General features: G+C 33.8%; 17 protein-coding genes. 12 read left to right on the top strand and 5 right to left on the bottom strand.

Annotation, left to right across the window (positions count from 1 at the left end; all coding sequences use genetic code 11):
• Window positions 1-28: 28 nt before the first annotated feature.
• Window positions 29-736, bottom strand: a complete 708-nt coding sequence (locus MHH66_RS28490; RefSeq protein ID WP_340868115.1) for an IS6 family transposase — start codon at window positions 734-736, stop codon at window positions 29-31.
• Between the two features lie 513 nt (window positions 737-1,249).
• Here MHH66_RS28490 and MHH66_RS28485 point away from each other — a divergent pair.
• From MHH66_RS28485 to MHH66_RS28455, 7 genes are all read left to right on the top strand, one after another.
• Window positions 1,250-3,070 (top strand): VirD4-like conjugal transfer protein, CD1115 family, encoded by a 1,821-nt coding sequence (locus MHH66_RS28485; protein ID WP_078185995.1) that lies wholly within the window; start codon window positions 1,250-1,252, stop codon window positions 3,068-3,070.
• Window positions 3,071-3,309: 239 nt separating this feature from the next.
• A complete protein-coding gene (locus tag MHH66_RS28480; RefSeq protein ID WP_078185994.1) occupies window positions 3,310-3,837 on the top strand; it encodes a hypothetical protein in 528 nt (175 codons plus the stop codon).
• 52 nt (window positions 3,838-3,889) lie between these two features.
• A complete protein-coding gene (locus tag MHH66_RS28475) occupies window positions 3,890-4,183 on the top strand; it encodes a hypothetical protein (RefSeq protein WP_234803765.1) in 294 nt (97 codons plus the stop codon).
• 62 nt (window positions 4,184-4,245) lie between these two features.
• Window positions 4,246-4,416 (top strand): hypothetical protein, encoded by a 171-nt coding sequence (locus MHH66_RS28470; protein WP_165689487.1) that lies wholly within the window; start codon window positions 4,246-4,248, stop codon window positions 4,414-4,416.
• Window positions 4,417-4,430: 14 nt separating this feature from the next.
• Complete coding sequence (locus MHH66_RS28465) at window positions 4,431-4,685, top strand: hypothetical protein (protein ID WP_078185993.1); 255 nt, start codon at window positions 4,431-4,433, stop codon at window positions 4,683-4,685.
• Between the two features lie 176 nt (window positions 4,686-4,861).
• Window positions 4,862-5,725, top strand: a complete 864-nt coding sequence (locus MHH66_RS28460; RefSeq protein ID WP_078185992.1) for an ArdC family protein — start codon at window positions 4,862-4,864, stop codon at window positions 5,723-5,725.
• A 254-nt stretch (window positions 5,726-5,979) separates the two neighbouring features.
• Complete coding sequence (locus MHH66_RS28455; RefSeq protein ID WP_078185991.1) at window positions 5,980-6,228, top strand: hypothetical protein; 249 nt, start codon at window positions 5,980-5,982, stop codon at window positions 6,226-6,228.
• Between the two features lie 454 nt (window positions 6,229-6,682).
• On the opposite strand, the gene MHH66_RS28450 is transcribed toward MHH66_RS28455, so the two are convergent.
• The gene (locus MHH66_RS28450; protein ID WP_234803764.1) at window positions 6,683-6,853 is read right to left on the bottom strand and encodes a hypothetical protein; all 171 of its coding nucleotides are present in this window, start codon (window positions 6,851-6,853) and stop codon (window positions 6,683-6,685) included.
• Between the two features lie 185 nt (window positions 6,854-7,038).
• Between MHH66_RS28450 and MHH66_RS28445 the strand changes: the two genes are divergently transcribed.
• Window positions 7,039-7,320 carry an AbrB/MazE/SpoVT family DNA-binding domain-containing protein gene (locus MHH66_RS28445; protein WP_078185990.1) on the top strand — a complete coding sequence of 94 codons (282 nt, stop codon included), beginning with the start codon at window positions 7,039-7,041 and terminating at the stop codon, window positions 7,318-7,320.
• Between the two features lie 21 nt (window positions 7,321-7,341).
• Entirely contained in the window at window positions 7,342-7,575 is a 234-nt protein-coding gene (gene hfq / locus MHH66_RS28440) for an RNA chaperone Hfq (RefSeq protein ID WP_078185989.1), read from the top strand.
• 52 nt (window positions 7,576-7,627) lie between these two features.
• Here hfq and MHH66_RS28435 read toward each other — a convergent pair whose 3' ends face one another.
• Window positions 7,628-7,906: an HU family DNA-binding protein gene (locus MHH66_RS28435; RefSeq protein ID WP_001043043.1), complete on the bottom strand. Its 279-nt coding sequence runs from the start codon at window positions 7,904-7,906 to the stop codon at window positions 7,628-7,630.
• 150 nt (window positions 7,907-8,056) lie between these two features.
• On the opposite strand from MHH66_RS28435, the gene MHH66_RS28430 reads away from it, so the two are divergent.
• The 3 genes from MHH66_RS28430 (at window position 8,057) to MHH66_RS28420 (ending at window position 9,887) form a co-directional block, all read left to right on the top strand.
• Entirely contained in the window at window positions 8,057-8,248 is a 192-nt protein-coding gene (locus MHH66_RS28430; RefSeq protein WP_407060713.1) for an ArsR/SmtB family transcription factor, read from the top strand.
• Window positions 8,249-8,317: 69 nt separating this feature from the next.
• Window positions 8,318-8,626 carry a 50S ribosomal protein L7ae gene (locus MHH66_RS28425; RefSeq protein ID WP_078185988.1) on the top strand — a complete coding sequence of 103 codons (309 nt, stop codon included), beginning with the start codon at window positions 8,318-8,320 and terminating at the stop codon, window positions 8,624-8,626.
• Between the two features lie 367 nt (window positions 8,627-8,993).
• Window positions 8,994-9,887, top strand: coding sequence for an Rpn family recombination-promoting nuclease/putative transposase (locus MHH66_RS28420; RefSeq protein ID WP_078185987.1), 894 nt, complete (start codon window positions 8,994-8,996; stop codon window positions 9,885-9,887).
• A gap of 402 nt (window positions 9,888-10,289) precedes the next feature.
• Here MHH66_RS28420 and MHH66_RS28415 read toward each other — a convergent pair whose 3' ends face one another.
• Both MHH66_RS28415 and MHH66_RS28410 read right to left on the bottom strand, forming a co-directional pair.
• Window positions 10,290-11,252, bottom strand: coding sequence for a tyrosine-type recombinase/integrase (locus tag MHH66_RS28415; protein ID WP_078185986.1), 963 nt, complete (start codon window positions 11,250-11,252; stop codon window positions 10,290-10,292).
• Window positions 11,253-11,300: 48 nt separating this feature from the next.
• Window positions 11,301-11,510, bottom strand: a complete 210-nt coding sequence (locus tag MHH66_RS28410) for a hypothetical protein (protein WP_078185985.1) — start codon at window positions 11,508-11,510, stop codon at window positions 11,301-11,303.
• Window positions 11,511-11,805: the final 295 nt, after the last annotated feature.

The raw sequence follows: 11,805 nt of genomic DNA, 5'->3' as shown, positions 1-11,805 counted from the left end.
CAATGAGGATTCCTACCGGAATCGTTCTTTACCCTGTTAATCCAAATAATTGATGAATGAATTGTTTTTGATTTTGAACAGACTGATCCCGTAAATCAATCTGTTCTTTTTTTATCATATGCATGGCTTCTACTCCTGCAAGAATCAATGTAGCTGTACGAAAAGATTTAAGTCCTAACATAGAGCGTATACGTTTTTTAATGAAACGATGATCTTGCTCTACGATGTTATTTAGATATTTTATCTGTCGGATTTGAATGCCTAACAGTATCTGTTTTTCTTTCTTTAACCCTGTGATAGCAATTGGATAAGCCGGGTTTTTATCAACTGTGATTGCACGAGGTTTTGAAGCATGAAAAGACCGCAAAGCTTTTTTGAAGAATCTCTTTGCAGCCTTATGATTTCTGGATTTACTTAGATAAAAATCAATCGTGTTTCCTTCAGAATCAACAGCACGATATAGGTACATCCATTGTCCTTTTACTTTTATGTACGTCTCATCTACTCTCCAGGAATCATTCGTTTGTTTGAGATGACGTCGAATTCGCTTATCTAATTCAGGCCCATATTGATGGACCCATCGCATAATCGTTGTATGAGCTAAGGATAGTCCTCTTTCCTCCATCATTTCTACCAAATCACGAAAACTGAGATTGTACCGCAGGTACCAGCGCACAGTTAACAAAATAATATCTGGCTGATAGTGCTTCCATTTAAACGAAGTTTCCTTTTTCATACTGATCACACACCTTTTTAAGAATAATAGTATCAGTATGTCCAAGTTTGAGAGATTATTTGCAAGTGGCCTGAAGTTTTTGCACCAGAACCTGAGATTGTACCGCAGGTACCAGCGCACAGTTAACAAAATAATATCTGGCTGATAGTGCTTCCATTTAAACGAAGTTTCCTTTTTCATACTGATCACACACCTTTTTAAGAATAATAGTATCAGTATGTCCAAGTTTGAGAGATTATTTGCAAGTGGCCTGAAGTTTTTGCACCAGAACCCTTGTTCCTTCATTAAAAAATTTATTTAGCTAAGTCAGAGTTAAACAAAAAAAGGGCGAGTAATTTTACACGCCCTTCCTTTATATATAAGATCCATAAAAGTAGGGGGGAAAACGCTCTATTAAGAACGTCAGAAAGGTTTTTTAACGCAGGTAAAGTCATTTGCATTCATATAGGATAACAACGATATAATAGGCGTTCAATACGGTATAATTCAAAATGGTAAAGAAGGAGTATCGAAATGGAAAAAATCAAGGAGAATAAAACTTATATTATTCTTGGTGTAATTGTATGTATTCTATTAAATTACCTTTTTTATTACTTTAGAGTGACTTTTGAAGGTAATACACTTGCAGCAATTGACTATTTGTTTTCAGAACCTCAATATCTTTTATACGCCTTTCCTTTGTCTTTCAACGTTATTGACTTGTTTGTTCCCCTGTTTACAGTAGTATTTGCTGTATTTGTTTTGATTGATAAGAAAAATAATAAAAAGAAGTACAAAAAAGGTATTGAACATGGTTCAGCACAGTGGGGTAACGTTCAAAAGGATTTGAAAGATATGTATGACGAAGAAGACAAATACAATAACATTATATTTTCACAAAATACAAAAATTAGACTAGATGATAAAGATGCTCCTTTCGTTGCAAGACGTAATAAAAATGTGCAAGTTGTTGGTGGGTCAGGTAGTTTAAAAACAAGAAGTATAGTTAAACCAAATATGTTACAAATGAATGCAAGTTATGTATGTACTGATCCCAAAGGTACGATTGTTAATGAAATAGGCATGGCGTTAAAAAATATAGGGAAGTATAAAATTAAGATATTTAACACCGTAAATTTTTTAAAAAGTATGGGATATAATGCATTAAAATATGTTCATAATGAACAAGATATTTTAAAACTTGTCCATACTATTATTGCAAACACAAGTGGGGAAGGACCAAAAGGAGATCCCTTTTGGGAAAAAGCAGAAAGTTTGTTATATCAAGCATATTTAAGTTTAATCGTTTCGAAATTTCCACAAGAAGAACAACATTTAGGAACATTAATGGATTTGATAATGTACTCAACAGTAAAAGAAGATGACGAGGATTATAAAAATCCTATGGACTACCTTTTTGAGGAATTAGAAAAAGAAGATAGTAATCACTTTGCTGTAAAACAATATAAATTATATAAACTAGCAGCTGGTAAAACAGCAAAAAGCATTTTAATCTCCTGTGGTGGAAGGTTATCTCCATTAAACATTCCTGCATTTCGAGATTTGATTTCAAAAGATGAATTAGAGCTTGATACACTTGGAGATAAAGGGCGTAAGACAGCACTATTTATAATAGTGCCTGATACTGATGAAACCTTTAATTTTATTGTTGCTATTATGTATTCACAACTTTTCAACATGCTATGTACAATTGCTGACGATAAATACAAGGGCGAGTTACCTACTCATGTTCGATTTATGTTAGATGAATTCGCTAATATTGGATTGATTCCAAGGTTTGAAAAGTTAATTTCAACAATCCGTTCACGTAACATTTCAGCAACTATTATTTTACAATCACTTTCGCAATTAAAAGCAATTTATAAAGAAAAAACGGATATAATAACGGGTAATTGTGATACCTCTGTATTTTTGGGTGGTAAAGAAAAAACAACAATAAAATCATTGAGTGAAGAACTTGGCAAAGAGACAATTAATGATTATAACGAAAGTAAAACGCGATCCAATAATGATAGTTACGGTCAAAATTATTCAAAATTAGGTAGAGAATTAATGACACAAGATGAACTATTAACAATGGAACGTGATGAGTGCATTGTCCAAATAATTGGTAAAAAACCATTCAAAGATAAAAAGTATGATTTAACTAGTCACCCAAGATATAAATTCCATTCGGACGGAAAAAAATATTGGTTTGATATTGAAAAGTACTTAGAAGCACTTAGAACGCCAAAAAATCAGCAAAAAAGAAACACAACGAAGAAACAGGAAAAACAAAGAGAAGAACTCAAGCTAATCCTAACAACGGTGCATGGTAGTCGAGAAATAACCTGAAAAGTGAATGGAATGGAAGTATGGTAACGAAAATGAATTTTAAAGTTAGAATAATAGGATTAAGTGATTTTATGGATTGAAGCCTTTTTCGAACAGGAAAACTCATTGTCTGTAGATATGTGATGAAAGTGAGATGGTTTTTTTTAGCAACGGAGGACAAGGAATAGAATTATCGGAAAAGTAATATCCATTCTTCTAAACAATCTAGAATATATAAAACGAAAGGTAGCGTGGTAATTGTGAACTGTCCATACTGTGCAACTCCCATACAAGTTGATAAGAATGGTGTTGTACAAGAGATTTGTGAATTCTGTGGTGGTAATATGCGGGAACAACAAACAGGTATGCTACAGATTTGTCAGAATGGTGAGCGTTTTGAATTTACAAAGATGCAACAGCATATCTTCTTGGAGCATATTAATCAGTCTGTAGGTGAGTTGAAACAGTATCACACGTACGATTTGTATTTGTTGCTAAAAGAAGTGAGAGAAGCGAGAAGCCAGACTTATTATGGTTTGCACTTGCTCAATAAAGCATCTAAAACAGAAAGAACCTTACAGGAAACTGCGAATGAAGCGGGTGGAGAATATGAGTATTACACAAGAAAATCGTGGGTGATTGAGAATATTCTTTTAGAACGTCAAGGATTCTTTCCAGAAAAGATTACAACTCGTGTTCTTCAATATTTGGAAGAACAAATTCAAAAATCGAAGAAGAAGACCATGAAGATATCAAAGGTACAACGACAGCATAGAAGAGAAGCTTGAGGAATCTTTATACAATTTGAATTTTATAGAGAAATGGCAAAGAGGTGAGAGAATGGAAATGAAAGATGCGCTAAAAAAAAGTGGAGAAGACAATCTTTTGAAATATAAAAAATTTAAAAAAGAAATATACCAAAAAGAGCGGTTATTAATCACATGCACATTGATCTCCTTTGTAACCCCTTTGGCTGTATATTGGTTAGACAAATATTTTGAATTAGGTAATTGGTTTTCTTATGGAGTTACTTTTGTAATTGTGTTGCCTTATTATTTGTATGTTCTGAATATCAATATCAAAGTGGCAATAAAGCGATATAAATACCACACCACTGGAAGAATCGAAGAGTAATTTATAATTAAAGCGTTAATGTAATACAATTTGAATTTTATTAAAAAATGGAGGAATGAATTATGAATATAGTAACTATTAAATTTGGTGAAGGTACAGAAGCGTGGAGAGATATGCAAGAGGTTGCTAAAGTTTTACAAGAGAAAGGGTATTCCGTTGAACCTTATGAAGAAATTGGAACGGTGAAATTAGTTAAGAAAATCAATGATGAAATAGAGGATAAAACAAATTAAAGGGGAAATGAAAGATGAATAAATTTCAAACTATGAAAGATTTGAAAGAAGAACTTAGGGATAATGTTTTATCTTCATTTTTTATTTCACTCGGTACACTAATCAGTATTATTTTTGGTCATTTAACTAAGAATCTGTTTGATACTAATCTATATGTGTGGGTATATATTATAGCATGTTATGTTGTGCCGTTTATTTTCATGTTATTAGGAATTTGGCTAGTTGTAAGAACGAAACGAATTGTTAAGGAAATAAGCAATTTACAATGAAAAATCATAGCAACATCTTGTTAAATAGAAAATTATTCAGGAAAGACTCTACTTAATTAGTAGGGTCTTTTTTGTCGAAAAGTAATTAAAAAAACAATCAAAAAGACTTGTAAGTCTAAGTTATTCATGAGATAATAGACTTGTAAGGTTAAATAATAACGAAAGGGGAAAATCAAATGACAAATAACGTTTATGAGATCGTAACAAACAAAATTATTGAGAAACTAGAACAAGGAACAGTGCCTTGGCAAAAGCCTTGGATAAACGGAAATGTAGCTGTAAACTGGAAAACTCAAAAGCCGTATAGAGGGATTAATACAATGCTTTTAGATTCAGGTGAGTATCTAACTTTCAAACAAGTACAGGAAGCAAAAGGAAAAGTCAAAAAAGGAGCAAAATCAGAAATTGTGGTCTTCTGGAAGTGGTTAGAAAAAGAAGACAAAGTATCTGGCGATGTTGAAAAGATTCCAATGTTGAGATATTACAGAGTCTTTAACATAAATCAGTGTGAAGGAATTGAAAGTAAACGAAAAGAGGAAGAGGCTTTCGAACATAATCCAATTGAAGAAGCGGAAAATATCGTAAAGGGATATATAAATTCACCGAGTCTCAGCTGGAATAGTGGAAGCGCATATTATCATCCAGTTTTGGAGTATGTAAATGTACCTCCAATGAAGGATTTTCCGAAAGTTGAAGGTTTCTATAGCACATTATTTCATGAATTAATTCACTCAACCGGTCATTTTAGCAGATTAAACAGGGATGAAATCACCTCAGCAAAAGCTCATTTCGGTTCTGAAGATTATTCAAAAGAGGAATTGGTTGCTGAAATTGGGGCCAGCATGTTAACTGGATTATCAGGGTTTGTAGATGTAACATTTGATAATTCAACGGCTTATATACAGTCCTGGTTACGAAATTTAAAAGACGATAAAACATTAATTGTTAAGGCAGCCAGTCAAGCGCAAAAGGCTATAGATTATATTTTAGGAGTTAGCTATAACGAAGAAAATAAAAATGAAAAAGCCATCCGCCGCTAAACGAATGACTAGGGTGTAAAAGAATCTCGAACATTCTTTTATACCCCCTTATTATAACATATAATGAAGGGGAGAAGAAAAATGAAAATAAATACACCAGAATGGCTTTCGCTAAGCCAAGATATTAAGATAAAGCTTATCAAATTAGCAATTTTAGAAAATAGATTCAAGCAATAAACTACATTGAAATTTAAAAGAAAAGGGATCGTCTTTTTTTCCCTTTTCTTACTTATAATATTAAAGGAGTAGTTACCATGAAAGAAATAGAAAAGTATATGACGCCTGCTGAAGCATCTCATAAATGGGGAATTAAGCGAGCTACTTTAAAAAATAAAATTAGTCCATCTACATTAAATGAAGAACAGAAAGAAGAGTTACACAAAATGATTGAGGAAGGGCTAATTAAGTTCTTTTTAGCTCCAAATGGTACAAGAAAAGAATGGATTATTTCCAGTGATTCTATGTTTGTATGGTTTGGAGAACCACGAATTTCTAAAGAATGAAACCTTCTTTTTAGATTTGGATGAAAAGGTTTTCCCTTGCCTTTTGGGATAGAGGTTGGCTCGTCGTGTGGGGACGAGGCCCCACGGTTTGAAACGTCTGGTGACGACGGATGAAAAACTAAATAGGAGGACGAAAGGCTAGCGGTTTGGCTCGTATACTGGAAAGATCAAGCCGATAGAGAAAACACTTGCTTTTGGGTATGTCGGCTTGGCGACGCCATTTCACGAGCCAAAAAAAGTTGGGCAAGGATTATTTTTACTGCAGTAACGGAGTGAAGCAGTAAAAATAAAAGGTGGAGATTTTCTGAAGCATAGCGAAAGAAAATACGACCTGTTCCTTGCGGAACTTTTAGCATTTAAGGGGAAATGTTATTTTGTTTATATTTTTAATATTTAAAAACGTAAGAATTATATTTATGCAGAAGTTTCTTTATTCAGCCCACATAAAGTCCAGTTATGGTAAAATATAGAGGACATATGTATAATGAGATTCCAATTCTATTGATGAATTGGAATCATTTTTTACATTTAACTGTTCGATGAGAGTAATCACGTACACGAATTGATCTAGTTCTTGGCTAGATGCAAGAACAATGGGATCTGTATATCCGTGTGCTTTTACCAACTGTCGCAGTGGTTTCTTTTTTATTCCATTTGTTTTTGTTAGTGGAGAACATCAGATGTAGACATGGGAAACCTCTCTATTTATACAGATTAAAATCAACTTTTTATAGTATATATAGTTTTTAAAAATGAAAACGGTCACATAAGATGTGAGATATTCTATGTGTACAAAAGGAGGGCATTTCTATGAGAGCGACAGGAATTGTACGCAAAGTAGATAATTTAGGACGGATTGTGATACCAAAAGAAACAAGACGAATTTTACAAGTAGATTCTGGAGACGCTCTAGAAATTTTTGTAGAAGAGGATGCTATAATTCTACAAAAATATACATCTCATGGTATGTGTCCTATCACGGGAGAAATATCTGCAAGGAATGTAAAACTGGCAGGTGGAAAGCTGACGCTGAGTCCAGAGGGTGTAAAACAACTGTTAGCTGAATTAGAACAATACAAAGTAACGGTATGAGAAGAATAGGGGGCGAACGCTTTGGAAACGAAATTACAAGCATTTCAAAAGGATAGAAGTAAGAACATGATATCTTTGCAGGAACAATTGTTACAAGAGGCGTTTCAAAAGAGGAAGGATATCACTTTAATTCTGTTAAAAGGATTGCATGTAAAAGGAATAATAAGAGGATTTGATACTTATTCTGTTTTAATAGAAGTTGAAGGAAAGCAACAGCTTGTATATAAACATGCGATCTCCACGATTCGATTCTAAAATAAAACAGTAGCATGAAATCCTTAGAATTCATGCTACTGTTAAAGATATATTATTTAGCTTTTACAGCTTCTTTTAATGCTTTCCCCGCTTTAAAGGCAGGTGTTTTTCCCGCAGGGATTGTAAGAGCTTCACCAGTATGTGGATTGCGTCCTTCACGGGCAGCACGTTCCCTTACTTCGAATGTGCCGAAGCCAAGTAGCTGTACATGTTCCCCATTTTGAAGAGCATGTTGAATAGATTCTAATACTGCATCTACAGCAAGACTCGCTTGTGGTTTTGTTAGTTCGGATTGTATTGCAACTTGTTTGATTAATTCTGATTTGTTCATAAGGCACCTCTTATTGTTATGTATACTTGTTTCAGTATAAAGGTGTAAATGAAATGGTGCAAGATAGTTTGTGAGATGTAAATTCTATAACAGAAAAATGTATTATACAGAGCGAATACTCTGTATAAAAGGAATGGGGGAGGAAAAAAGATGAAAAATGTCTTTTACACGAAGCCAAATGAATTACAACGGTATCTCGCCATACCACAACCCACTGTTTCACAACATCTTGGCAGGCTAAAATTACATAAAGTCGTAGCATATGAGCGAAAAGGATTAGAAGTATTTTATCGAGTGGACGATGAAAAAGTGAAACAAACGCTGAAGATACTGCTAGGCTAAACAAATAGCTTCGTTTATTTGTCTAGTCATGTGCGGATAAAAATAATGACCGAGGAGGGGTATTCTTCTATGAGCGGAAATTCACATTACAATTATATAACAATAAAAGAACTTATCTTTATCCATGCCTATGTAACAGGGGAAGAAATCCCTTCTTCACAAGCATTACAAATACTCAAACAGTTTGCTCCTGAAGAAATACCAGGTACAATCAGACAAGCGCGTCGGTATCGTATACGGAAAAATGGAGAAGAATTGTTTGGATACTATAGAAAGAAACATCCGAAATTATTTGATAAGCAAAAGTTATACACGTATGAAGAGTTGAAAAATCGAGCGGAGAATTATTGTTCGTCTCATTTGGTGATTCATCTCTAATCCAGATAGGTCACTATGTATGCATTATGTTCTGAAAAACAGATAGAACGCCTATTTTTCTGTGAAAAGTTTAAAAAAGACTGCTCATATTGATTTTTAAAGAAAGAAGACGAGCAAGATAATGCATTACTATGTAAAAAACGTTAAACGCTAAAAATAAGGTAATAAAGGCGTTTAACGTAATTAAGAAAAAACAAGCTGATTATGCAGGGATATATGCCTGTTTAAGTGGCAATACATATAATTTCATGTACCGTAAGGTTTAATAACTAATAATCACAAACAATCAATTTTCAAGGGTTGCGTCCTCTCTTCCGTATCCGCTACAATAGAGATAGAATACACACAAAGAAAGGTGACTCACTCTATGAATCAACCTTTAGTAAATTTACGAGTCGATTTTGCTTTTAAGCAATTATTTGGTGTACAAGGACAAGAGGAATTACTGATTTCTTTTTTAAATGCAATCTTGCATGAATCCTTATCTACACCGATTGTATCCTTAAAAATTGAAGACCCACATTTACATAAAGAATACGAAGAAGATAAATTATCCATACTAGATATATTAGCTACACTTCAAGATGAGACCAAGGTAAATGTGGAAATCCAGTTACGAAATACACAAGAGATAGTAAAACGTTCCCTGTATTATTGGAGTAAACTGTATACATCTCAATTAGAGCAAGGAATGCCCTATCGTTCTTTACGGAAAACGATTGCGATTAATCTATTAGATTTTGATCTCTTTCCTCAATATGATGATATGCATACAGTCGGACAATTTTGGAGTCAACAACACAAGGAAGTGTTACTCGAAGATTTGGAAATCCATTTTATTGAAATTCCGAAATTGCTACAGCAATGGAGAGAAGAAAAAATTAATCCGTGGGAAAATGAATTCGCTCGTTGGTTACTTTTACTACCAGCGCATGAAGATGAACATTTAACCCACACGTTGGAGGATATCGCCATGAAACAAGATCCAATGTTACAGAAGGCAATCCACAAATGGGAAAATATGAGTCAGAGTAGCTCTTTCCGTCTCGCATATGAAGCACGGGAAAAAGTGCTATTTGATGAACAAGCAAAATTGGCACATGCTCGTGAGATTGGTATAGAAGAAGGTATGGAAAAAGGGAAAGTAGCCGAAAGAGAGCAACTTATCCGAGGCATGCATAAAAATGGCATGGATATCGAAGATATTGCGAAGTTTACAAATATGGAACTGTCGGAAATACGCCATATTTTAGACAAGTAAAGTGTACCGTACACTTTTTCACAAGGTTAGATGATTCTTTAGGGCCATCTGAACCTGAAGAACTAATATCGAAAAATAAATTGAATATTCAGAAAAAATAGACCGAATGAATCCAGTTATGTTATAATTAGCGTAACCGATATACTGTACTACCTTTTGCTCCCTGATTTGTATAACAAGTCAGGGAGCTTTTCGTATGCTTTCATTTTCTACGATTCTTTTTTCAGTAGATTCCTATATAAAAGTAATATATTTAAAATACTGATATTTTTGGCATTTATATATATAAGGACTAATAGTGATGACGACTATTATTTCTCCATCACAAGAGATTCAATTGTTACATTTTTAAAGATAAACTTATATTATTTTAGTATGTCATAAAAAGGGATTCTTTTCAGATTATTTTCCATTTGAATATTGATTTGCATATTTGACATAACGCTTTACTGATAGATGAGAAAGGAATCCTGTTCTTTTTATGACTTCCTCTGTAGACATATTTCTTTCTAGACAGCGTAGAATATAGGTATTCCGTAAGTGCTGTGCTGAAATTCCTTTTCTCAGTTGCGCTCTGGCTACTTCTAATCGAATCATCTTTTGTACAGCAATGGCTGTTAGTGCTTTCGGAGCATCATTGTCATACACCCAACGAAATGTCCCCCGTTTAAAATCAAATGCAACCAACAACGGATCTGCACTGTGATATCTAGGACGAACTGGTTCAGGTATCGTTTTATAGTACGTAAATAAACGTATTTTATCCTCTTCCTTTAACATGATCCTTCTCTCTGTCCCTTTGTTATGTAAAACAGTAATCATGTTCTTTCCAAAGTGCACCTGTTGCATCTTTAACGATACGAGTTCTTGTAGTGTGAGCCCATAATCCAAAAGAAGTGATAGGATGGATACATTTCGATCTATGAGAAGCGGTCGAACGGAAAGTTGTTCTTCTGACAATCCTTCAGAAGAACAAAGAATGTTTTTCAGCTTTTTTTCTTCTTCCTTCGTAATAAAGTCCTCCTTGCGTAGGGCCCGATTCGGTGGAGTGATTCCCTGCATTTCTACAATAGGACTTGGAATATCCAAGAACTGATACAATTTCTTTAAAACGACTGCAATGCGATGAATGGTTTTCTCTCCATACTTTCGTTTGTATATAAGTTCCTGAAAGTAGGCTTCAAAATCCTCTTTATCTATCTTGTTCCATAAGTTCGTTTCTTGAAAACGATTCGATGCTTGCAGCCATCTTCCAAAGTCCTCAATATCATAAACATATCGTTTAATTGTGGATGTCTTCCTTCCACGACTAGATAAGAAGAAAGAAAAATTTTGCAAGGTATCCTCAAATTCTGCTTTATTCATGTACTTATCATCTCACTTTTTCTGTATGATCTTAGTCTTGTACAATTTTTATTTCAGCTTAGCTGGGTATTTCCAATCTCGCTTATCTTGTTTATCAAGTTTTGTTTTTGGCTTCTTTCTCTCTACTTTATTCTTCACCTGATTTTGTTGTTCTAATGTATCTAACTTTTTTTGCATTTTCTCCATCTGTTCTTTTACTTCTTTAAGCTCCAACTTAATTTCAGATAGCAATCTTAAAATTGCATCACCTTTATTCATAAAAAAATAACCTTCCTTTGTAGGATGAAAATTTTCTCAATGTTAAGCAGATTTAATTTTCAGTATTTTTAGGTATAATAAAGAAGAATAACTTTCATTATTTCCTTCTCAAAGGACGGACTATGCCAATAGAACCGTTCTTTTTTTATGTTGATTCTTTTTATTATCTAGAAATTCATTATACTATGAATTTGAGTGACTTTGGGGTACAGCCGAGATACGTGTAAAAACAGGCCACAAGCTTACTTTTATTTCCAATGCGACGTAAGTATACATCGCATTTTATACTTTTAGA

The sequence above is a fragment of the Bacillus sp. FSL H8-0492 genome, from assembly GCF_038006145.1.
In the GTDB taxonomy this organism is placed as follows: Bacteria; Bacillota; Bacilli; order Bacillales; family Bacillaceae_G; genus Bacillus_A; species Bacillus_A mycoides.
This window is presented reverse-complemented; position numbering and strand designations above follow the sequence as displayed.